Origin of the sequence: Jannaschia halovivens, from assembly GCF_046452375.1 — a bacterium.
In the GTDB taxonomy this organism is placed as follows: domain Bacteria; phylum Pseudomonadota; class Alphaproteobacteria; order Rhodobacterales; family Rhodobacteraceae; genus Jannaschia; species Jannaschia halovivens.
The window spans coordinates 1,598,353-1,619,716 of record NZ_JBKFDJ010000001.1 but is presented as its reverse complement, the minus strand read 5'-3'; the positions used below and the strand labels follow the sequence as shown (position 1 = coordinate 1,619,716).

General features: G+C 68.2%; 26 protein-coding genes. 20 read left to right on the top strand and 6 right to left on the bottom strand.

Translation table 11 applies throughout. The annotated features are described in order from the left end of the window. Positions 1–31 precede the first annotated feature (31 nt). The 4 genes from ACK8OR_RS08120 to ACK8OR_RS08105 are packed head-to-tail and all read left to right on the top strand — an operon-like array spanning position 32 to position 3,768. Complete coding sequence (locus tag ACK8OR_RS08120; RefSeq protein ID WP_410188910.1) at positions 32–979, top strand: fumarylacetoacetate hydrolase family protein; 948 nt, start codon at positions 32–34, stop codon at positions 977–979. Then, positions 976–1,926 (top strand): MBL fold metallo-hydrolase, encoded by a 951-nt coding sequence (locus ACK8OR_RS08115; RefSeq protein WP_410188909.1) that lies wholly within the window; start codon positions 976–978, stop codon positions 1,924–1,926. Before ACK8OR_RS08120 ends, ACK8OR_RS08115 begins: the two co-directional genes overlap by 4 nt. A gap of 5 nt (positions 1,927–1,931) precedes the next feature. After that, positions 1,932–3,554, top strand: a complete 1,623-nt coding sequence (locus ACK8OR_RS08110) for an FAD-dependent oxidoreductase (protein ID WP_410188908.1) — start codon at positions 1,932–1,934, stop codon at positions 3,552–3,554. A gap of 4 nt (positions 3,555–3,558) precedes the next feature. Then, positions 3,559–3,768 (top strand): DUF2783 domain-containing protein, encoded by a 210-nt coding sequence (locus ACK8OR_RS08105; protein ID WP_410188907.1) that lies wholly within the window; start codon positions 3,559–3,561, stop codon positions 3,766–3,768. 102 nt (positions 3,769–3,870) lie between these two features. On the opposite strand, the gene ACK8OR_RS08100 is transcribed toward ACK8OR_RS08105, so the two are convergent. After that, on the bottom strand, positions 3,871–5,373 hold the full coding sequence (locus ACK8OR_RS08100) for a hypothetical protein (RefSeq protein WP_410188906.1): 1,503 nt from the start codon (positions 5,371–5,373) through the stop codon (positions 3,871–3,873). A 682-nt stretch (positions 5,374–6,055) separates the two neighbouring features. Between ACK8OR_RS08100 and ACK8OR_RS08095 the strand changes: the two genes are divergently transcribed. The 6 genes from ACK8OR_RS08095 to ACK8OR_RS08070 all read left to right on the top strand — a co-directional run bounded on the left by ACK8OR_RS08095 (position 6,056) and on the right by ACK8OR_RS08070 (position 10,006). After that, a complete protein-coding gene (locus tag ACK8OR_RS08095) occupies positions 6,056–6,508 on the top strand; it encodes a curli assembly protein CsgF (RefSeq protein WP_410188905.1) in 453 nt (150 codons plus the stop codon). Positions 6,509–6,596: 88 nt separating this feature from the next. Further along, the gene (locus tag ACK8OR_RS08090) at positions 6,597–7,652 is read left to right on the top strand and encodes a CsgG/HfaB family protein (protein WP_410188904.1); all 1,056 of its coding nucleotides are present in this window, start codon (positions 6,597–6,599) and stop codon (positions 7,650–7,652) included. 108 nt (positions 7,653–7,760) lie between these two features. Continuing rightward, a complete protein-coding gene (locus ACK8OR_RS08085; protein ID WP_410188903.1) occupies positions 7,761–8,198 on the top strand; it encodes a curlin repeat-containing protein in 438 nt (145 codons plus the stop codon). 22 nt (positions 8,199–8,220) lie between these two features. After that, positions 8,221–8,880 (top strand): hypothetical protein, encoded by a 660-nt coding sequence (locus ACK8OR_RS08080; RefSeq protein ID WP_410188902.1) that lies wholly within the window; start codon positions 8,221–8,223, stop codon positions 8,878–8,880. Continuing rightward, positions 8,877–9,257: a hypothetical protein gene (locus ACK8OR_RS08075; RefSeq protein WP_410188901.1), complete on the top strand. Its 381-nt coding sequence runs from the start codon at positions 8,877–8,879 to the stop codon at positions 9,255–9,257. The genes ACK8OR_RS08080 and ACK8OR_RS08075 overlap by 4 nt, the downstream gene beginning before the upstream one ends. Before the next feature lie 8 nt (positions 9,258–9,265). Further along, a complete protein-coding gene (locus ACK8OR_RS08070; protein WP_410188900.1) occupies positions 9,266–10,006 on the top strand; it encodes an SH3 domain-containing protein in 741 nt (246 codons plus the stop codon). Between the two features lie 10 nt (positions 10,007–10,016). Here ACK8OR_RS08070 and ACK8OR_RS08065 read toward each other — a convergent pair whose 3' ends face one another. The 5 genes from ACK8OR_RS08065 to ACK8OR_RS08045 form a co-directional block, all read right to left on the bottom strand. Next, the gene (locus ACK8OR_RS08065; protein ID WP_410188899.1) at positions 10,017–10,898 is read right to left on the bottom strand and encodes a copper resistance D family protein; all 882 of its coding nucleotides are present in this window, start codon (positions 10,896–10,898) and stop codon (positions 10,017–10,019) included. Next, the gene (locus tag ACK8OR_RS08060; RefSeq protein WP_410188898.1) at positions 10,898–11,248 is read right to left on the bottom strand and encodes a copper resistance CopC family protein; all 351 of its coding nucleotides are present in this window, start codon (positions 11,246–11,248) and stop codon (positions 10,898–10,900) included. Before ACK8OR_RS08060 ends, ACK8OR_RS08065 begins: the two co-directional genes overlap by 1 nt. Positions 11,249–11,350: 102 nt before the next feature. After that, a complete protein-coding gene (locus ACK8OR_RS08055; RefSeq protein WP_410189879.1) occupies positions 11,351–12,400 on the bottom strand; it encodes a YeeE/YedE family protein in 1,050 nt (349 codons plus the stop codon). Between the two features lie 31 nt (positions 12,401–12,431). Further along, positions 12,432–12,788, bottom strand: a complete 357-nt coding sequence (locus ACK8OR_RS08050; protein ID WP_410188897.1) for an ArsR/SmtB family transcription factor — start codon at positions 12,786–12,788, stop codon at positions 12,432–12,434. A 64-nt stretch (positions 12,789–12,852) separates the two neighbouring features. Further along, complete coding sequence (locus ACK8OR_RS08045; RefSeq protein WP_410188896.1) at positions 12,853–13,236, bottom strand: hypothetical protein; 384 nt, start codon at positions 13,234–13,236, stop codon at positions 12,853–12,855. 79 nt (positions 13,237–13,315) lie between these two features. Here ACK8OR_RS08045 and ACK8OR_RS08040 point away from each other — a divergent pair, with 79 nt between their 5' ends. From ACK8OR_RS08040 to ACK8OR_RS07995, 10 genes are all read left to right on the top strand, one after another. Further along, entirely contained in the window at positions 13,316–14,047 is a 732-nt protein-coding gene (locus tag ACK8OR_RS08040) for a cytochrome c biogenesis CcdA family protein (RefSeq protein WP_410188895.1), read from the top strand. A 12-nt stretch (positions 14,048–14,059) separates the two neighbouring features. Then, positions 14,060–14,611 (top strand): thioredoxin family protein, encoded by a 552-nt coding sequence (locus ACK8OR_RS08035; protein ID WP_410188894.1) that lies wholly within the window; start codon positions 14,060–14,062, stop codon positions 14,609–14,611. A 92-nt stretch (positions 14,612–14,703) separates the two neighbouring features. Further along, complete coding sequence (soxX, locus tag ACK8OR_RS08030; RefSeq protein WP_410188893.1) at positions 14,704–15,183, top strand: sulfur oxidation c-type cytochrome SoxX; 480 nt, start codon at positions 14,704–14,706, stop codon at positions 15,181–15,183. A 1-nt stretch (position 15,184) separates the two neighbouring features. Continuing rightward, positions 15,185–15,604, top strand: a complete 420-nt coding sequence (gene soxY / locus ACK8OR_RS08025; RefSeq protein ID WP_410188892.1) for a thiosulfate oxidation carrier protein SoxY — start codon at positions 15,185–15,187, stop codon at positions 15,602–15,604. A gap of 22 nt (positions 15,605–15,626) precedes the next feature. Then, entirely contained in the window at positions 15,627–15,956 is a 330-nt protein-coding gene (gene soxZ, locus ACK8OR_RS08020; RefSeq protein ID WP_298435304.1) for a thiosulfate oxidation carrier complex protein SoxZ, read from the top strand. A gap of 70 nt (positions 15,957–16,026) precedes the next feature. After that, positions 16,027–16,872 carry a sulfur oxidation c-type cytochrome SoxA gene (gene soxA, locus ACK8OR_RS08015; protein WP_410188891.1) on the top strand — a complete coding sequence of 282 codons (846 nt, stop codon included), beginning with the start codon at positions 16,027–16,029 and terminating at the stop codon, positions 16,870–16,872. Between the two features lie 87 nt (positions 16,873–16,959). After that, on the top strand, positions 16,960–18,654 hold the full coding sequence (gene soxB, locus ACK8OR_RS08010) for a thiosulfohydrolase SoxB (protein ID WP_410188890.1): 1,695 nt from the start codon (positions 16,960–16,962) through the stop codon (positions 18,652–18,654). Positions 18,655–18,682: 28 nt separating this feature from the next. After that, the gene (soxC, locus tag ACK8OR_RS08005) at positions 18,683–19,942 is read left to right on the top strand and encodes a sulfite dehydrogenase (protein ID WP_410188889.1); all 1,260 of its coding nucleotides are present in this window, start codon (positions 18,683–18,685) and stop codon (positions 19,940–19,942) included. Beyond that, the gene (locus ACK8OR_RS08000) at positions 19,926–21,023 is read left to right on the top strand and encodes a c-type cytochrome (RefSeq protein WP_410188888.1); all 1,098 of its coding nucleotides are present in this window, start codon (positions 19,926–19,928) and stop codon (positions 21,021–21,023) included. The genes soxC and ACK8OR_RS08000 overlap by 17 nt, the downstream gene beginning before the upstream one ends. Next, positions 21,020–21,322 (top strand): c-type cytochrome, encoded by a 303-nt coding sequence (locus ACK8OR_RS07995; RefSeq protein ID WP_410188887.1) that lies wholly within the window; start codon positions 21,020–21,022, stop codon positions 21,320–21,322. The genes ACK8OR_RS08000 and ACK8OR_RS07995 overlap by 4 nt, the downstream gene beginning before the upstream one ends. Positions 21,323–21,364 lie beyond the last annotated feature (42 nt).

Below are 21,364 nucleotides of genomic sequence, written 5' to 3'. Positions count from 1 at the left end.
GAGGGCGCGACGCGTCGCCCGGGTGGCGCGCATGAGGCTGGCGAGCCTCGCCTCCGGCGGGCCGGACGGCACGCTGGTGGTGGAGGAGGATGGCCTGCGGTCGACGGGCGCGGGCACGATGCGCGCTTGGCTCGACGGGGAAGATCTGGCACCGAGGGCGGGTGTCGAACCCGTGGCCGGGGATGCGTTCCTCGCGCCGCTGCCGCGTACGCACACCTTTCTCGATGGCTCGGCCTATGTGAACCATGTCGACCTCGTCCGCCGGGCGCGCGGCGCCGAGATGCCGGCGCGGTTCTGGACCGATCCGCTGATGTACCAGGGCTGCGCCGTGTTCAACGCGCCGACGGCCCCGATCACGGGCGATGCCTCCTGGGGCATCGACTTTGAGGGCGAGGTGGCGGTCGTCACCGGCGACGTGCCGCGGGGCGCGACCCCGGACGAAGGCGCGGCCGCGATCCGGCTGGTGATGCTTCTGAACGACGTGAGCCTGCGCGCGCTGATTCCCGACGAGTTGTCGAAGGGCTTCGGGTTCGTCCAGTCGAAACCGCCCTCGGCGCTCGCGCCCTTCGCCGCGACGCCGGACGATCTGCCGGGATGGGATGGTCGCCGCCTGCACGCCATGCTCTGCGTCGACCTCAACGGCGCGCCCTTCGGACGAACCCGGTCGGGCGAGGACATGACCTTCGATTTCGGCCAGCTTGTCGCCCATGCCGCGCGCACCCGGCCGTTGCCGGCGGGTACGGTGATCGGCTCGGGCACGGTCTCGAACCGCGACGAAGGTGGCAAGCCGGGACGCACGGTGGCGGCGGGCGGGCGCGGATATTCCTGCATCGCCGAGCAGCGCATGGTCGAGACATTGACCGACGGCGCCGCGCAGACGCCGTTCCTTGCCTCGGGCGACCGGGTCGAGATGTGGATGGAAGACGCCGAAGGCCGCAACCTCTTCGGCCGGATCGTTCAAACCGTGGAGACGACATGAGCAAAGCCTTCGCCAGCCAGGGCGACCTGGCCGCCAAGATCATCACCTTCGACGAGATCGGCGACGGGCTCTGGGCCTTCACCGCCGAGGGCGACCCGAACTCGGGCGTCATTATCGGCGACGAGAGCGTGATGATCGTCGAGGCGCAGGCCACGCCCCGCCTCGCCAATCTCGTGATCGAGAAGGTGCGGACGGTCACTGACAAGCCGATCAGCCATCTTGTGCTGACGCATTACCACGCGGTCCGCGTGCTGGGGGCTTCGGCCTACGGCGCGGGACAGGTCATCATGTCCGACGCCGCCCGTGCGATGGTCGCCGAGCGCGGGCAGGAGGATTGGGACAGCGAGTTCCAGCGCTTCCCCCGCCTCTTCGAAGGGCACGAGAGCATTCCCGGCCTGACCTGGCCCACGACGACCTTCTCGCACGGGATGACGGTCTATCTCGGCAATCGCCGCGTCGACATCCGGCACCTCGGGCGGGCGCATACGGCAGGCGACGCGGTGATCCATGTGCCAGACGCCAACGTCATGTTCACCGGCGACATCGTCGAGGACCGCTCGGCCTGCTATTGCGGCGACGGGTATTTCGGCGATTGGGGCGGCACGCTCGACGCGATCCGCGCCTATGACGTCGATGCCATCGCGCCGGGACGCGGCGGCGCGCTGATCGGTCGCGAGGCGGTCGACCGCGCCATCGAGAGCACGCGCGATTTCGTCACCAGCACCTATCGCCCAGCGGCCCGCGTCGCCGCGCGCGGCGGCTCGCTCAAGGACGCATGGCACGCGGTGCGCGCCGAATGCGATCCGAAATTCGCCGACTACGCCATCTACGAGCATTGCCTGCCCTTCAACGTCGCCCGCGCCCATGACGAGGCGCGCGGCATCGCCCACCCCCGCATCTGGACCGCCGCGCGCGATCTCGAGATGTGGGAGGCACTGCAAGGCTGACAGGGATGGTCGCCACGAGATACCGCACTGCGTTCCAGCTCTACCCCTACGCGCGCGTGCCCGACCAGGACGCGGACGCGCCGGTGCGCCACCCGGTCGTGATCGTGGGCGGCGGGCCGGTGGGCATGGGGCTGGCGCTGGACCTCGGGCGACGAGGCCTGCCCTGCGTCGTGCTGGACGACCACGACGGGGTCGGCCAGGGCAGCCGCGCGATCTGCTTCGCCAAGCGGACGCTCGAGATCTGCGACCGCCTGGGCTGCGGCGAGCCGATGGTCGACCGGGGCGTCGTCTGGAAGCGGGGCCGCGTCTTTCGCGGGGAGGCGGAGATCTACGCCTTCGACCTTTTGCCCGAGGCGGGGCATCGGCGCCCGGCCTTCGTCAACCTGCAACAGCCGCATTTCGAGCGCTTCCTCGTCGAGGAAATTCGCCGCGCCCAAGCCGGCGGCGCCCCGATCGAGATCCGGGGCCGGAACCGCGTCACCGCACTCGACCGCCACGACGACCACGTCGCGCTGGAGGTCGATACGCCCGACGGACCCTACCGGATCGAGGCACGGTATCTCGTGGCCTGCGACGGGGCCGGGTCGCCGATCCGCGAGATGATGGGGCTGGGATTCGAAGGGCGCGTCTTCGAGGACAATTTCCTGATCGTTGACATCCGGATGCGGACAGAGATGCCGACCGAGCGGCGCTTCTGGTTCGATCCGCCCTTCAACCCGGGCGAGACGGCGCTCCTCCACAAGCAGCCCGACGATATCTGGCGGCTGGACTTCCAGCTCGGGTGGGAGATCGATCGCGACGCCGAGCTCGACCCCGAGCGGGTGCGCACCCGCGTCGTCGGCATGATCGGCCCGGACGTATCCTTCGAGACGGTCTGGACGTCGATCTACACGTTCCGCTGTTGCACGATGGATCGCTACCGCCACGGCCCGGTGATGTTTGCGGGCGACAGTGCCCACCAGGTCAGCCCGTTCGGCGCGCGGGGCGCGAACGGCGGGATGCAGGATATCGACAACCTGGGCTGGAAGCTGGCTGCGGTTCTGGCGGGCGATGCGCCGGACGCGCTGCTCGACAGCTACCATGCCGAGCGCAAGCAGGCCGCTGAGGAAAATATCGCCCATTCCAGCCGGTCGGCCGATTTTCTGACACCCCGGAATGCGGCGCACGCGCTCTTCCGCGACGCGGTGCTGGACCTCGTGGGAGAGGTGCCCTTCGCGCGGCCGATGGTCAATTCGGGGCGGCTGTCGACGCCCTGCACCTATGACGGCTCGCCCCTTTCGGGGCCGGACGCGTTGCCGGGGGCGCCTGCGCGGACGCGGCCCGGCAGCGCCTGCAGCGATGCGTCTTTGGCCGAAGGGTTCCTCCTCGACCGCCTGACGGGCGGCTTCGTGCTTCTGGCGATCGGCTGCGAGCTGCCGGAGGCTCCCATGGCCGCGGGTCTCGCGCTCGGGACGGTGGCGATCGGGCCGACGGACGATCCCGAGGGCCTGGTCGCGGCGCGCTATCTCGGGGCGGCGGAGAGGGGCCTCTACCTCATCCGTCCCGACCAGCATGTCGTCGCGCGATGGCTGGACTACGACCCCCATGCGGTCGAGGCGGCGGTGACGCGCGCGCTGGGACGGGGGTGAGGCGATGGCAGAATTGATCGTGACCCCGAATATCGACGACCCGGACGCGTTCTACGCGGCGCTTCTGGCGGCGCATGACGGGTTGGAGACGGACGCGGTCCACGCACTGAACGCGCGGCTGATCCTGATCCTCGCCAACCATCTCGGGGATGCAGAGGCGCTGGGTCAGGCACTCGACGTCGCGCGCCGCACGGGACCGGTCGCAGACCGCTAGAGCGCGACGGTTCGAAGTTCGAATTGCCAAGGAGGTTGTCGTCGCGCGCCTGTTCGGGCGGCGTGTGGGCCGGGCGGAATTTTCCGCCCGGCCCGGCATCGCTTACTGCGTGATGCCGAGATTGTTGTTGTTCCCGATCTGGCTGAACTGCGCGACGTTGGCATCGCCGAACTGCACGACCGCGAACTGGTTGCGGTTGCCGGTGACCGTCGCGTCGATGTCGTTGCCCTCACCGAGCTGGACCGCGCCGAACACGTTGCGATTGCCGGTGATCTCGCCGTCGAAGACGTTGCCGACCCCTCCGAGATTGCCCTGCAGAATCAGGCCCGACGGAACGCCGACGCTGGCCGCGTCGCCGCTGAACAGACCCTCGCCGTTGTCGTTGCCGTCGATGCTCAGGTTGGCGACGTGGTTGTTGCCGAACTGGCCGATCCCGAACGAATTGCGGCTGCTGCCGCCGTCCATGACCACGTCCGCCATGTTCGCGTCGCCCAACTGAAGGATGCCGATATCGTTGTCGTCTCCGACGATGGGTGCGATCGAGGCGATGTTGTTGTCGCCGGTCTGGCTGATGCCCGTCTCGTTGCCGTCTCCGACGACCATGACGGACCCGACGGTGTTGTTGTCACCGATCTGAACGAAACCGAAATCGTTGTCGTCGCCGCGGGCGTCGTAATCCACGAAGTTGCCGTTGCCCATCTGGAGCATGGACGACGCGCCCGCGCCGGAGAGCAGCGCCCAGGTCTGGCCAAAGCCCAAATTGCCGTTCCGGTCGCCGCGGACCCGGATGCGCGCATCGTTGTTATCGCCCACCTGCTCGGCGGTCACGATGTAGTTCGTGTTGCCGATCTGGCGGAGATCCATGTCGTTGCCGACACCCCATTGCGCGGCCGTGATCAACAGGTTGTCCGCGCCGCGCTGGACCGCGGTGACGTCATTGTCGTCGCCATACTGCTCGACGCCGTGGTTCTTGCCGTTGAGCGCGGTGTCACCGAAGATCTCGATCTGGGTCGCGCGCCCGAGGCGGCCACCGATGCGGTTGCGATTGCGGTTGTTGGGTGCTGCGCCCTCGACCGACTGCGTGATGCGGGCGCGGTTGCCGTTGGCCCCGGTGCTGGTCTGCTCGACGCTGATCAGCGTGTTGCCCGTCCGGTCAAGATTGCCGCTGACCGGGTTCGGCGGGGTGGTCGTCGAGCCCTGACGGATCACGAGGACGTTTCCGCCGCCTGCGGTTGCGTCCTGGCTGACGTTGTTGACGATGTTCTCGAAGCTGGTCTGCTCGATCCGGGCGCGGTTGCCGTCGCCGAGCTGTTCGAACCCGTTTCCGTTGCCGCGGCGGCTGACGCCGACGAGGTTGCCGTTCCCGGTCTGGGTCAGGTCGAGATCATTGCCGTTGCCGGACTGGACCGCGTTGTTGATCGAGGCGATCGGCCCTTCGTAGCTGCCGACATTGCCGCCGAAGGCGTTGTTGTCGCCGTCCTGGTCGATCAACGCGTCGTTGCCGTTCCCGATCTGGTCGAACAGCACGAAGTTGTTGTCCGCCATGGCAGCGCCCGATCCGACCGACAGGGCCAGGATCGAGGCGGTAAGAAATCTGTTATTCATAAAGTCCCCACAAGGTCACGATATCCGGATACGCGACCCGGACGAATTCACGTCCTGTCCGATTTGCCTCGGGTCCGTGCGCCGGATCTGCGTCCGCGCTTCGGGGGTGTGACGGCGGGGGTCGCCCGCGTCGGTCGAACAACCCGGCGGGATCGTGGCGATGCGTCCTGCAACGCATCCGGTCCCGCCGGTACCTTCGGTGACCCGACCCGAAGGCCGTCCGTCGACCCGGTCATGGCCCCATTTCCACGCGGGGTTGTCCGGGGGGCGGGCGCCGTACTCCAACTGGCGCGGAAACCTGCAAACACTCACACGCGAACATCCGTTCGCAGTATCGGCAAGAACACGCCGATGTCTCACTTCATGCCGCGCGCGTTAACCGACCGTCAACCTTTTGCTGCATTTGAAACGCAATCGCGTCGCATTCCTACGGCGGGACAGGGGGTGCTTGTTCGCGCTGCCCGACAAAGGGCAAAAGACCGCAAAACCGTTTCTTTACTGGGATCAATCGGCGGGCGGTCATCTGCGCACAGGTGTCCGGGTGGTGGCCGATTGGGCACGGACAGGGGAATCCGGTTGCCTGTGGGTAAGTCAAGATTGTCGCATCGGCGGAATTACGCTCTGATCGAAGGGGAAAGTGTTAACGACAGATTCGCGTGATGCGCGGTTGGAGGAGTGAGTGATGACGTATCGAACCGCCCTTGCCCTTGCGGCCGGCCTGATGGCCGGTCCGGTCGTCGCGCAGGATATCGTTTATACGCCCGTGAACCCGTCCTTTGGCGGCAACCCCCTCAATTCGACCTACCTGCTCTCGACCGCGAGCGCGCAGCGCGAGGCGACGGCCCGCGACGCGACCAGCGGCGGCGGCGGGTTCGGCGGCGGCGGGATCGACGCGCCCGGCTCGAGCAACGCCGACCTGTTCGTACGGCAGCTGGAGGGGCGGCTTCTCTCGGCGCTCGCGGGCCAGGTCACCGACGCGATCTTCGGCGACACGCCCAGCGACAGCGGGACGGTCGTCTTCGGCACGACGACCGTGGAGTTCGTCCGCACGGTCGGCGAGATCCGCCTCGTCATCACCGATGCCCTCGACGGCACCGTCACGGAGATCGTCGTCCCGCAACTCGTCACCGGATAATAGAACAAGAGGATGCCGCGCGGACGGGCCAGGCCCGCCGAACGCAGCACGAGCAGTAAATCAAAAGGACCGTAAAGTGTTCCACAGATTGAGATCGATCAGCGTGGCCGTCGCGGCCATCGCAAGCCTGTCCGCGTGCAATTTCCACTTCGAGGATTCGTACGAGAGCCAGTATCTCGCATCGGTCGGCGACATCACGGCCCAGAACCGCGCGCTCCGCGCCGTGCCATTCCCGACGCACCGGGTCACCGTGTCGGTCTACGGGATGCCGGACCTGACGGGGCAGTACAAGGAATCGACCACCGGCCAGAACCTGTCGCGGGCCGTCACCCAGGGCGGCGCGGCCGTCCTGATCAAGGCGCTGCAGGATGCCGGTGACCGGCGCTGGTTCAGCGTGCTCGACCGCTCCAATCTCGACAACCTCGTGCGCGAGCGCCAGATCATCACCGAGATGCGCCGCATCTATCGGGGCGAGCAGAATATCAGCCCCTCGGTACTTGGGCCGCTCGACCATTCCGGCATCCTGATCGACGGCGCCATCGTCGGCTACGACACCAACACCGTCACCGGCGGCGTCGGCGCGCGTTATCTCGGGATCGGCGCCAATCGCCGCTACAAGATCGACGTCGTGACCGTGTCGCTCAAGGCCGTGTCGGTCGAGACGAGCGAGGTGCTGGCCAGCGTCGTCGTGCGCAAGCCGCTGGCCTCGATTTCGGAACAGGGCAACATCTTCACCTACGTCGCGCTCGACGAGATCCTCGAGGGCGAGGCCGGCCGCGCGGTCAACGAACCCAAGCAGATCGCGGTCGAGCAGGCCGTCGAGAAGGCCGTGATGGCGCTGATCGCCGAAGGGTCGATGGCCGGCATCTGGAGCTTTGCCGACACGAGCGCCGGGCAGGCCTACGTGACCGGCTATGTCGGACAGAAGTTCGACGGCAACGTGCCCGCCACGGGCGCGTCCCCCGCCCGTCCCGACACCACGGCCAGCGCGACACGCATCCCCGAGACGGTGCCCGCCCGTCGCCGCGCCCGCGCGGTCGCCCCGGTGATTGAACGTCGGCTCGAACCCGCAGCACCCGCCGTTCAGACACCTGCGCCCCGGTTGCCGCCCGATACGCCCCATGCCGCGGACGTGGTGGGCTGACCGCGCCACGGTCGCGCGAAGTGCCCGAACCGATCCGCGCGCGGCAACGAAGGATTAACACCTGATGCCTACGCTGCGATTCTCCCACCACGGGATCGGAGATCGCCCATGGTCCGCGTCCGACATCTGCTCGCCGCCTGTTGCGTCGTGGCTCTCTCGGCCCCGGCCGGGGAGGCGAACGAGAACGTACTGATCCGACATGCCGCGCCCGAAGCGAACACCCTTCGCATCGTCGAGGCCGAGGCGAGTCGCGTCACGGTGGTCACCCGACGCTCGCGATCCGCGGCGCGCCCCGACATCGGCGCCGCTGGGCCGGCCGAAGGGTTGATCGTTCAGACCGGGCTTTCGCACAGCGTCGTGCTCGATGTCGCGGGACAGTCGAACCTCTTCGATATCGTCCAGTCGGGGCGGGGCCAGTCGGTGACGGGGGCAATCACCGGCACCGCCAATCGCGCCATCATCGCCCAGTCGGGACAAGGCCAGACGGTTGTGTTCCGCCAGACCGGAGCAGGAAATAATTTGAGCGTGCGCCAATCCTCGTGGTAGTTGCGGGGAAATGGGGGATTCCATGGTTATCGGTAAAGGCCGCGTTCTGGCCGTTTTCTGCCTTGCCCTTCCGGGCCTCGCCGCCGCGGACGGCAACACGCTCTTTCTCGTGCAGGACAGCACGGGCGGGACGGGCGCGCGCAACACCCTGAGCATCGATCAGTCGGGCGGCACCAACACCCGTATCGCCGGATCGGTCGACGGGCTCGCCCCCGCGCGCCAGACCGGATCGGGGAACGCGGCCGACATCAACGTCGCGGGCACGGATGTCACCGTTCTCTTCTCGCAGGGCGGCGCCACCGACACTGCGTTCAACAACACCGCCACGATCAATGCCGACGGCCAGTCGCTTTTCGCGTCGCTGGAACAGCTTGGGTCCGACAATACCGGGGTCATCAATCTCGACGGCACCAACAGCTCCGGCACCATCCTTCAGGACGGCGTCGGCAACACCGGAGCCCTGACGGTCGGCGGCACGAATGCGTCCGGCACGCTGGTTCAGCGCGGCAACGACAACGATCTGGGCCTTGTGGTGAGCGGGGCCGATACGAACGTGTCCTTCACCCTCGTCGGCAACGGACTCGGCCCTGGACCCCTCGCAGCAACCGAAGGCGGCAGCGTCGCCGTCTTCTCGAATGCTGGTGCCGTGAACATCACCACGACCGTTCTCGGCGGGCCATGATCCGGGGCCTGCGCGGGGCGGGTCGAGCGCTGGCCCTGGGCGTGGCGGCGCTCTGCACGGCCGCGATGGGCGATGTGACGGCGATCCCCCATATCGATCTCGAGCGCGACGGCGAAGTCGTCGTCGTCACGAGCTACGTCTCCGGCCCGCCGGGCGAGACCGTGCGCGGCGAGGTCACGTTGCAGCGGCGAAGCGGCTCGAACAACGTGCGCACCTCGCAGACCACCGAGGTGGTCATCGGCGCGGACGGCCGGGGCCAATTCTCCCAGACCTCGGTCAATGTGGGCGGCGGCACCGCGCTCGCGGCATCGCTCGTCATCTCGCGAGACGGGGCGGTTGCCGCGCGGACCGACCTCACCCTGAATATCGGGCCGTGAGGGTCGCTATGACGATGGCATTGCTCCCCCGTCGCGCCACGATCCTCGGCTTCGCATTGGCGACCGCGCTGGCCGCGCCCGCCGTCGCGCAGGAGGAGGGCGGATTCGCCGACGCCTTCTCGGGGATCTGGTTCAGCTTCGATCCCGGCACGTCGACCGGGGGAAGCTGCACGGTCGAACTTGCGCCCGAGGCGGCGGCGGACGGGCGCCGCGGCGTCTCCACGAAGGATTGCCGCCCGCCGGTCTCGACCGCCACGGGCTGGACCATTGCCGACGGCCAGATCCGTCTGACCAACGCGACCGATGCGACCGTGGCCCTGCTCGGAGGGACGCAGTTCCGCATCACGGGCGAACTCGGGGGCAATGCCGGGCCGCTGATCCTGGAGCGGGCAGAGGGAGACGCCAACAGCCGCCGTATCCGCGAGGCGATCACCACCTATCGCTGTATCTTCCGCGGGTTCACCAGCACCTGCGCCACGCCCGAATCCATGGCCCGCCCGGCCCCCGGCGACGAAGGGCCCGCGCGGATCGAAACGCTCGTGAACCTCAACGTCAGGTCCCAGCCCCGCGCCGATGCCGGGGTGATCGGCGTCGTGCCCACGGGATCGACCGTGACGGTGGACACCTGCCTGACGACGACCGACGGGCTCTGGTGCGGGGCACGGTTCGGGGATGCGACGGGCTGGTTCGCACGCACCGCGATCCGGGACGACACCTGGCCCATCCTGACCTTCGTCGCGGCGGAATAGGGCGGCCCGGTCAGAGATTCGCGGGCGGGGTCGTGATCGTTGTGATCGCCGCCGTCGCGATCAGGATCAGAAGGACGATCGCGCCCTCGGTGGCGATCGACCGGCGCAGCGCCGGGGCCGCGCCCGCCTGGCCCGCGCGCAAGGCCGGCACCAGCCGCCAGCGGTTCAGCGCCGCGAGCCCCAGAAGGGCCGCGACGGCCCCGACCTTGAGGAGCAGTCCCAGCCCGTAAGCCGTCCCGAAGAGAGCCGAGATGCCCCCGGAGAGAAGCCAGCCGAGCCCGACGCCCCCCACCGCCAGAAGTGCTACGACGCCCCCCGCGATCCGGCCGAAGCGCTCGAGCAGGGCCGCGCCAGAGGACGACCGGGCCGCGCGGTGAAGGGGCGCCAGCGCCCCGATCCAGAATGCGACGGCGAGCAGGTGCAGCACCAGAAGCGGTGCCAGCAGCGCGCGCGGATTGCCCAGGGTATGCCCGACCTGCGCGTAGGAGATCGCGACCGCGACCGCGCCGAACGTGGGAAGGGTGCGGCCGAGCGCCCCCGGCAGAAGGATCACGAGGATCGCCGCTTCGCCCAGCGCGCGCCAGATCGCGGCGGTGCCCAGCGGGCTCGACCAGACGAAGCTGAGCATCATCGGGTCCGTGGCCCCCGTGAAGCCGAGGCCCGAGATGCGCGCCGCCCGGATCCCGAAGCGAAGGGCCAGCACGGCCAGCCCGATCGCCGCGGCGAGCGCGGCCATTTGGCGCGCGCAGCGGAGCGTGGCGTCGTCCGCATCGCGGCGGAACACGAGGACGAAGAGCGCGCCGCCCATCGCCAGAAGCGCCGCGCCGTAGCCCGCGGCCTTGGCGGCGACCGCGACGAGGGCGAGCCCGTCGACCGGGGCGAGGCCGTCCATCACTCGGCGATGGTGAAGCCGAACTCGCCCTGCATCGGGTGCCCGTCGGCACTCATCCCGCGCCAGTCGACACGGTAGGCACCGGGGCCCAGACCCTCGGCTGGCGCGGCCTCGAAGCGCGTGACCGGCTCCATCCCCGTGGCGCGTTCGAGTTCGACCGCGTCGCCCTCGCGGGTCAACTCGATGGCGATGACACGCATCGGTGCGTCGAAATCCATCGCGATCAGAGGGGCCTCGGCCACGGTGGCCCCGTCGGCGGGGGTGTGGGCGTCGGTCTTGGAATGGGCCGTCGCGTCTCCGGCGGCGAAGAGGACCAGTGCGGCTGCGGCCAGTGCGGGTCTGAAGATCATCGGGTCGTCCTTGTCCTGCGGCGCGGCCGTCGAAGGGCCGGGGCCATCACGCCCGCCCGCGACGCCGACGTCAAGCCGTGTCAGCGGGGGATCGTGCTGCGGTCAGCCGGTCTGGAACCCGGTGATGAGCTGGCGCAGGCCGATCGCCGCCCCGGCAAGGATCGAGAGGATCGCGAGCGGCGCAGAGAATGCGAGCACCGAGGCGGCCGAGAGGCCCTGGCCCACGCTGCATCCGATGGCGAGGACGGCGCCGACGCCCATCAGGACCGCGCCGCCGATCTGGCGCCGAAGCTCGCGCGGGTCCTCGCAGGCCTCCCAGCGGAAGTGACCGCGCAAAAGGCTGCCTGCGAAGGCGCCAAACAGCACGCCCGCGACCGAGCCGACGCCGAAGTTCAACGATGTGCCGCTCGCGGTCATCAGCCAGAGCATCGTGCCGCCCAAGGGGGCGGCGAAGGTGTGCGACACGACCGGCGTCGCGGCGAAGCCGTTGGCCGCGATCCAGCTCGTGCCGATCCAGGCGGTGGCGATGGCGAAGGCGACGGCGGCCCCCGCGGCGAGCGCGGTGCCCTGTCGCAGGAACGTCCGGTCCCAGAGGGCCGCGCCGAGGATGGCCAGGCCGATGGCGATGCCGGGCCAGGCGGGCGCGAGGCCGGTCGCCGCCGCGAGCGCGTGTGCGATGCCTTGCGGGCCGCCACCGGTCGCGCCGGGGAAGAGCGCCACGCGCAGATGGGCAAAGGGGCCCGACATGACCGCGAAGGCCGACAGTCCCATGACGAGGACGATCACAAAGGACCTCAGATCCCCGCCGCCCAGCCGCGCCAGCGCGCCGAAGCCGCAATTCCCCGCGATGGCCATGCCGTAGCCGAAGAGGAGGCCGCCGAGGATGACGGCGGCGGGCGACCACGGACCGGCGAGGTAGATCGAGCGCAGGGGATCGGCCAACCCGAGCGCGTCGGCGGCGAAGGTCAGGACGATCGCACCGCCCAAGGCGACGCCCCACATCCGCGCCCGCATCCACGAGCCGCCATAGATGACGTCCTCGATCGCGCCCAGCGTGCAGAACCGCCCGAGGCGCGCCGCAAGGCCCAGGAGCAGTCCCCCCGCACATCCGACGAGCGCCATCGCATGGCTCTCGTCGATCCAGTCGATCAACATGCCCCGATCCTCCCCGTTGGGCCGCCGGTCAGGGTTTCCGCGCGTGCCCGTCTTCCGACCGGCAGAATAGGTCGTAGACGACATCCATGATCCGGATCGCGCGACCGTCGGTCAAGGAATAGTAGATCGTCTTGCCCTCGCGCCGGGGCTGCACCAGCCCTTCGAGCCGCAAGCGCCCGAGCTGCTGCGAGACGGCGGCCTGTCGCGCGGAGAGCAGGGTTTCGAGCTCAGTGACGGATTTCTCGCCCGAAGCGAGGTGGCACAGGATCATCAGGCGTCCCTCGTGGCTGATCGCCTTAAGGAAGTTCGACGCGGCGGTCGCGTTCTCGAGCATGCGATCGAGATCGTCCTCGCAGGTGTCGGGGCCGAAGACCGGAAGGGCCATGGTCGGATACTCGTCTGGCTCGCATCGGGCGCCCCCCGTGCCGGAGGGGCGCATAGGGGCGCTGTTACCGTCCATCGCGCCACCCGTCCAGTTCGGGGATGTCGCGGGCGGCAGCGTCGAGCATCTGTCCCAGCACCGGCCAGAAGAAATCCTCGCCCGGATAACCCTCGCGGCGGTCGATCTCGACCCCGTCATGCACGAGGATGAATGTCGGCGTGAACCGCATCCGGCTGTCGAGTTGCAGGTCGTCCGGCAAGGGGTCGTGGATGTCGACCCGGCGCAGCGGGGCAGCGCGCCCCTCGGCGGTCAGCGGGTATTCCGGCGACACTTCGGCGTCCCAGCGGGCGCACCAGATGCAGCCCGCCTCCTCGCCCATGATCAACTCGACCTGCGCCGCGGCAAGCGACGGCAGCACGGCCCAGAGGCCGATCAGTGCGGCGCGGAACATCTGTTGCATTTCATAACACATAATTTGAATATGTCCGTGCGGCAAGAAGATCCCTTCGTGCCGCGCGGGGAGGCGCATCATGTTCGACGTGACCATCGCGGGCGCGGTCCTGGCGGGGCTCCTGTCCTTCCTGTCGCCCTGCATCCTGCCGATGGTGCCGTTCTACCTGTCCTATCTCGCGGGCGGCTCGGTGCAGGTGCTGGAGGCGGATGAGCTTCCGCCGGGCACGCGGCGGCGGGCCGTTCTCTCGGCCATCGCTTTCGCCGCGGGGGTTGCGACCATCTTCGTCGGGCTGGGGGCCACGGCCACCGCCTTCGGGCAGATCGTGCGCGACTGGTTCGACGTGCTGCGCTGGGTCGCGGCGGGGATCATCCTGCTGATGGGGCTGCACTTTCTCGGGGTGCTGAAGATCGGGCTTCTCTATCGCTCGTTCGGGCAAGGCGCCTCGGGGGGCGAATCGAAGGGCGGCGTTGTCGCGGGCTACGTGATCGGGCTGGCCTTCGCCTTCGGCTGGACGCCCTGCGTCGGGCCGGTTTTGGCGGCGATCCTGTTCATGGCGGGCGCGCAGGAGAGCGTGTCGCAGGGCATGATCCTGCTTCTGGCCTACGCGGTGGGCATGACCGCGCCCTTCGTCGTGGCGGCCGCCTTCGTCGGGCCGTTCATGCGCTGGATGCGCGGGTTCCGGCGTCACCTGCCCAAGATCGAGAAGGCCATGGGTGCGTTCCTCGTGGTCTTCGCCATTCTGATCGCGACCAACATGATGAACGTGATCGCATTCTGGATGCTGCAGTTCTGGCCGGCCATCGGCTGAGAGGAGGACGACATGAGACACCTGATCGCAATTCTGGCCACCTGCCTGGCCTTCGCCGCGCCCGCGGCCGAGCTGGGGGATGACGGGCTGCACAAGGCGCCCTGGATGGTCGACACGTTCAAGGATCTGCGCGAGGACCTCGCCGAGGCGAACGACGCGGGCAAGCGCCTCATGGTGATCGTCGAGCAGCGCGGCTGCATCTACTGCACCAAGATGCACGAGGAGGTCTTCGTCGAGGAGGACATCGCCGCGATGCTGGCCGACGATTACTTCGTCATTCAGCTCAACATGTTCGGCGATGTCGAGGTCACCGATTTCGACGGCGAGGCGCTGGCCGAGAAGGATGCTGTGCGCAAATGGGGCCTGAACTTCACGCCCACGCTCGTCTTCTTCCCCGAGGAGGTGCCCGAGGGCGTCACCGCCGAGGACGCGGCCGTCGCGACGATTCCCGGCGCGTTCGGTCCGGGCACGACGCGCAACATGCTGACTTGGGTGCTGGAGCACGGCTATGACGGCGACGAGCCGTTCCAGGCCTATCACGCGCGCAAGCTGGCCGAGGGCTGACGGGCAAGATATTCACATTTATGCATTCGTCCTTGCCAGATCACGGCTCCGTGACTTAGCCTCGGGGCGGAGGACGACCAATGGGAGGTTTCATGAAACGCACTGCACTGGGCATCATCGCGTCCGCGATATGCGCCACGACCGCGTTCGCTGCGGATGTCGTGGCACCGGGAGATGTCGAGTTCGACGAGTACGGCGCGATCGCCGCGTCGCTGACGGGCGCGCCGGGCGATGTCGCCAATGGCGAATTGCTGATGAACAAGGGCGCGGGCAACTGCATCGCGTGCCATGCCGTCACCGAACTGGAGGCGCTGGGGTTCCACGGTGAGATCGGGCCGATGCTCGACGGCGTGGCGGACCGCTGGACCGAAGCCGACCTGCGCGGCATCGTGGCCAACGCCAAGATGATGTTCGACGGCACGATGATGCCGTCCTTCTACAAGACCACCGGCTACATCCGGCCCGGCGACGCCTATACCGGCAAGGCCGCGGAGGGCGAACTGGCCCCGCTGCTGACCGCGCAGGAGGTCGAGGACGTCGTGGCCTATCTGATGACATTGAAGGAGAGCTGAGATGCAACTCACACGACGCGACGCGTTGATGCTGGGCGTAGGTGCGGTCGCGCTGACGGCCCTGCCGATGCCCGCCCGCGCGGCCAGCACCGAGGAGGCGATCGCCGCCTTCACCGGCGGCGCCGAGGTCGGCAGCGGCGGCATCACCCTGACCGCCCCCGAGATCGCCGAGAACGGCAACACGGTCCCGATCGAGGTTTCGGCCCCCGGTGCGGCATCGATCATGCTGCTGGCGGCGGGCAATCCGAACCCCGATGTCGGCACGTTCAACTTCGGCCCGCTGGCGGCAAGCCAGGCGGCCTCGACCCGCATCCGCCTCGCAGGGACGCAAGACGTCATCGCGATCGCCAAGATGCAGGACGGCAGCTTCGTGCAGGCCTCCGCCGAGGTGAAGGTCACCATCGGCGGCTGCGGCGGCTGAACCAAGGACAAGGAGAAGACACATGGCAGATGGCGTCAAACCCCGCGTCCGCGTCCCCAAGGAGGCGTCGGCCGGCGAGGCGATCCAGATCAAGACCCTGATTTCCCACACGATGGAATCCGGGCAGCGCAAGGATGACGACGGGAACACGATCCCGCGCTCGATCATCAACCGTTTCACGGTGGATTTCGAAGGCGAGAACGTCATCGACGTCACGCTGGAGCCCGCGATCTCGACCAATCCGTATTTCGAGTTCGAGGCCACCGTGCCCGCGTCGGGGACATTCGTCTTCACGTGGTACGACGATGACGGCAGCGTCTACACCGAAGAGAAGGCCATCACGGTCTCCTGACCGCAGGGCACGACGCGCGGCCCTCGGGAGGGGCCGCGCCGATCATCCCGCGAGGGAAGGGAGGAACGACATGAAGAAACTGATGCTGACCGCGGCCATGGCCGCGCTGGCCGGGGGTGCCGCATGGGCCGAGCCGGACGAGGACAAGCTGGTGGTCAACGGCGAGATCGAGATGGTCACCGAGGCCGCGGCGCCCGCGCATCTGGAAGGCGCGATGTCCACGATCTACTCGGGCTGGCGCTTCCGCTCGGACGAGACGCAGGCCGTGCAGATGGACGATTTCGACAACCCCGGCATGCTGGGCGTCGAGAACGCGATCGACGCCTGGGACGAGGTCGCGGGGACCGAGGGCGAAAGCTGTGCCTCGTGCCACGGCGACGTCGAGACGATGGCGGGTGTCAGCGCGACCTATCCCAAGTGGGACGAGGCCGCGGGCGAGGTGCAGACGTTGACCATGCAGGTCAACGAATGCCGCACCGAGCGTATGGGTGCCGAGGCGCTGCCCTACGACAAGGGGGCAGCGGTGGATATGACCGCGCTTCTGACCTCGCAGAGCCGCGGCATGCCTGTGAACGTCGCCATCGACGGGCCCGCGCAGTCGACCTGGGAGCAGGGCAAGGAGATCTACTACACCCGCTTCGGCCAGCTCGAACTGTCCTGTGCGAATTGCCACGAAGACAACTACGGCAACATGATCCGCGCCGATCACCTGAGCCAGGGTCAGACCAACGGCTTCCCGGTCTACCGCCTGAAGAACACCAAGCTGAACGGCACGCATTCCCGCTTCCGGGGCTGCATCCGGGACACGCGGGCGGCGACGTTCGACGTGGGCTCGCCCGAGCTGATCGCGCTGGAACTCTATGTCGCGTCGCGCGGCAACGGCCTCTCGGTCGAAGGCCCCAGCGTCCGAAACTGAACCCTCGGGCCCGCCCGCCGGTATCGGCAGGCGGGCCCTTTTCTTTCCGCAAACATGCAAGTTTGCGAATGTGAATGGAGAGAGGCGATGATCTCACGCCGCGATTTCCTTCAGGTGGCCATGGCGACCTCCGCGATCTACGGCGCGGGCGCCTTCGGCAACTGGTCCCGCCTCGCCGCGCAGCAGGCGATGACCCAGGACGACCTTCTGTCCTTCGAGACGTCCGGGAACGTCACGCTGATCCATGTCACCGACATCCATGCCCAGCTCGTGCCGGTCTGGTTCCGCGAGCCCGAGATCAACCTCGGCGTCGGCGAGGCCGAGGGCCAGCCGCCGCACCTGACCGGCGCCGACTTCCTCGCGCGCTACGGCATCGCCGCCGACAGCCCGTCGCAGTACGCGCTCTCCTATCCCGATTTCACGGCCCTGGCGCGCGGCTATGGCCGCATGGGCGGGGCCGACCGCATCGCCACGGTGGTCAACGCCATCCGCGCCGATCGGCCCGATGCGTTGCTGCTCGACGGCGGCGATACGTGGCAGGGCAGCCTGACCGCGCTGCGAACCGAAGGCCGCGACATGGTCGAGGTATTCAATGCGCTGGGCACCGATGCGATGACCTCGCATTGGGAGTTCACGCTGGGCATCGACCGCGTCACCGAGATCGTCGAGAACGAGATCAACCATCCCTTCCTCGGCGCCAACATCTTCGACGCCGAATGGGACGAGCCGGCCTACGAACCCTATCAGATGTTCGAGCGGGGTGGCGTCCAGATCGCCGTCATCGGTCAGGCCTTCCCCTACATGCCCATCGCCAATCCCGGCTATCTCTTCCCCGGCCTCAGCTTCGGCGTGCGCGAGGAGCGGATGGCCGAGGTCGTGCAGGAGGCGCGCGACGCGGGCGCCGAAGCGGTGGTCGTGCTCAGCCACAACGGCTTCGACGTGGACCGCAGGATGGCCGCCAACGTGCCGGGCATCGACATCATCCTGACCGGTCACACCCACGATGCGCTGCCCGAGCCTCTGCTGGTCGGTCGCACGCACCTGATCGCGAGCGGAAGCCACGGCAAATTCGTCAGCCGCCTCGATCTCGACGTGCGGGACGGCGAGGTGAAGGGCGTGGCCCACAAGCTGATTCCGATCTTCTCGGACGTGATCGCACCCGACCCGGAGATGACGGCGCTGGTCGAGGCGCAGCGCGCGCCCTTCCAGTCCGAGTTGACCGAGGTCCTGGGCAAGACGGACTCGCTTCTCTACCGGCGCGGCAATTTCAACGGCACCTGGGACGACCTGATCTGCAAGGCGCTTCTGGAGGAGCGGGAGGCGGATATCGCGCTTAGTCCGGGTTTCCGCTGGGGGGCCAGTGTTCTGCCCGAGCAGGACATTACCCGCGAGGATTTGATGAATGTCACGGCGATGTCCTATCCGGAGGCGTATCGCACCGAGATGACCGGCGAGATGCTCCACACCATCCTCGAGGACGTGGCCGACAACCTCTTCCATCCCGACCCCTACTACCAGCAGGGCGGCGACATGGTTCGGGTGGGTGGCATGGGCTACCGGATCGACATCCGCCAGCCGCAGGGGAGCCGCATCACCGAGATGACGGTGCTGAAGACCGGCGAGGCGGTCGACCCCGCGCGCAGCTATGCGGTCGCGGGCTGGGCCAGCGTGAACCCCGAGGTCGAGGGCCCGCCCATATGGGACGTGGTCGAAAGCTATATCAAGCGCGAAGGCACCGTATCCGTCGCGCCCAACGACAGCGTGCAGGTCGTCACCGGATGACCCGAACGGACCGAAAGGAGAGCCGCCCATGACCGATCGACCCGGACCGACCCGCCGCGCCCTGCTGGGGGCCATGGCCGCCGGTGGCGCCGCTGCCGCGACGGGCCTCGCCGCCCGCGCCGAGGGCGACCCCGCGATCACCGAACTGCAGCCGTGGATGCAGTATAACGGCGATGGCGTGGACGCGCGGCCCTACGGGATGCCGTCCCCGTTCGAGGCCCATGTGAAGCGTCGCAACGTCGAATGGCTGACCGCCGATCCCGTGAGTTCGGTCAACTTCACCCCGCTCCACGAGATGGAGGGGATCATCACGCCCAACGGCCTCTGCTTCGAGCGCCATCACGCGGGCGTGGCCGAGGTCGATCCGGCGGAGCACCGCCTGATGATCAACGGCCTCGTGGATCGCGAGCTGGTCTTTACGATGGCGGACCTCGCGCGGTTCCCGCGGCACAACAAGGTCTACTTCCTCGAATGCGCCGCCAATTCCGGGATGGAATGGCGCGGGGCGCAGCTCAACGGCTGCCAGTTCACCCACGGCATGATCCACAACGTGATGTATACCGGCGTGATGCTGCGCGACGTGCTGAACGCCGCCGGCGTGCAGGATGCCGGGACGTGGATCCTGCCCGAGGGGGCGGACGCGTCGGGGATGACCCGCTCGATCCCGATGGAGAAGGCGCTCGACGACTGCATGATCGCCACGCACATGAACGGCGAACGGCTGCGGCCCGAACAGGGCTATCCCGTCCGCCTCGTCGTGCCGGGCTGGGAAGGGAACATGTGGGTCAAGTGGCTGCGCAGGATCGAGGTCGGCGACCAGCCCTGGCACCACCGCGAGGAGACGTCGAAATACACCGATCTCCTGGCCGACGGCGACGCGCGCCGCTTCACGTGGGCGATGGATGCCAAGTCCGTCATCACCAATCCCAGCCCGCAGGCGCCGATCACCCACGGTCCGGGACCGACCGTCCTGACCGGCGTCGCGTGGTCGGGGCATGGCACGATCCCGCGGGTCGACGTGACGCTGGATGGCGGCATCAACTGGCACGCGGCGCGGATGGACGGGCCGAGCTTGGACAAGTCCATGCACCGCTTCTACTACGAGTTCGACTGGGACGGCTCGCCGCTTCTGCTGCAAAGCCGCGCGCAGGACAGCACCGGCTACGTCCAGCCCACCAAGGACGAGCTTCGCGCGGTCCGGGGCAAGAACTCGATCTACCACAACAACGGCATCCAGACCTGGGCCGTCGACGCACGCGGGGAGGCCGAGAATGTCGAAATCGGTTAAGCTGACCGCCGCCCTGGCGCTGATCGCCGCGCCGGTTCTGGCGCAGGATTATTCTACCCTCGGTCGCGCGGCGACGCCGGACGAGATCGCCGCCTGGGACATCGACATCCGCCCCGACGGCGCGGGTTTGCCCGAGGGATCGGGCGACGTCTGGACGGGCGAGGAGCTCTATATCGGTCTGTGCGCGTCCTGCCATGGCGATTTCGGCGAGGCGATCGACCGCTGGCCCGTGCTGGCCGGCGGACAGGGCAGCCTGACGCGCGACCGCCCGGTCAAGACGATCGGCAGCTACTGGCCCTATCTCTCGACGGTCTATGACTACGTCCACCGCGCGATGCCCTTCGGACAGGCGCAGACCCTGACCGATGACGACGTCTATGCGGTGACGGCGTATCTCCTCTATCTCAACGACCTCGTGGACGACGATTTCGTGCTCGACCGCGAGACGCTGGCCGGGTTCGAGATGCCCAATCAGGACGCGTTCTACATGGATGATCGCGCCGAGACGGAATACGCAGAGTTCACGCGCGAGCCCTGCATGGAGAACTGCCGCGACGCGGTCGAGATCACGGGCCGCGCGGCGGTGGTCGACGTGACCCCCGAGGACGAGGCGGCGCGGAAGGCCCGCGAGGCGGCGGCGACGGGCACCGATAGCGGCGTCACCGAAGCCGATGCGGCGGTCGAGGTCGCGGCAGCGTCCGAGGCCGACCAAGGCGCGGCGGATGCCACCCCGCTGGCCGCGACGGCGACCGAACCAGATCCCGAACTGGTCGCCGCCGGCGAGCGCGCGTTCCGCCAGTGCCAGACCTGCCACCAGGTGGGCGCGGATGCCAAGAACCGCACCGGCCCGGTGCTCAACGGCATCGTCGGGCACCCGGCGGGTGCCATCGAGGGGTTCCGCTATTCCAAGGCTCTGACCGAGATGGCCGAGGACGGGCTGGTCTGGGGCGAGGCCGAGCTGACGGCCTTCCTCGTGGCGCCCCGCGACTACATGCCGGGCACCAAGATGACCTATCGCGGCGTGCGCGACGAGGCCGATATCGCGGCCCTGATCGCCTATCTCGGGACCTTCCCCGAATGATCCGCGCGGCGCTCCTGTCGCTCGTCCTGACCGCGCCCGCGGTCGGTGCGCGCGCCGAGGGGGACCCGGCCTACGGCGAATATCTCGCGGGCGAATGCACGACCTGTCACCTTGTTGGTGAGACCGAGGCCACGGGCGGCGTGCCGCTGATCACCGGGTGGGACGAGGACGTATTCGTGGACGTGCTGACGGCATATAAGACGGGTGAACGGGAACACGGCCCGATGCAGATGATCGTCGCCCGGTTGGGCGACGAGGAGATGGCGGCCCTCGCCGCCTATTTCGCGACGCAGGAGTAACGCAGACTCGGGCGGACGCGCGTAACCTTGGGAGGATTATCC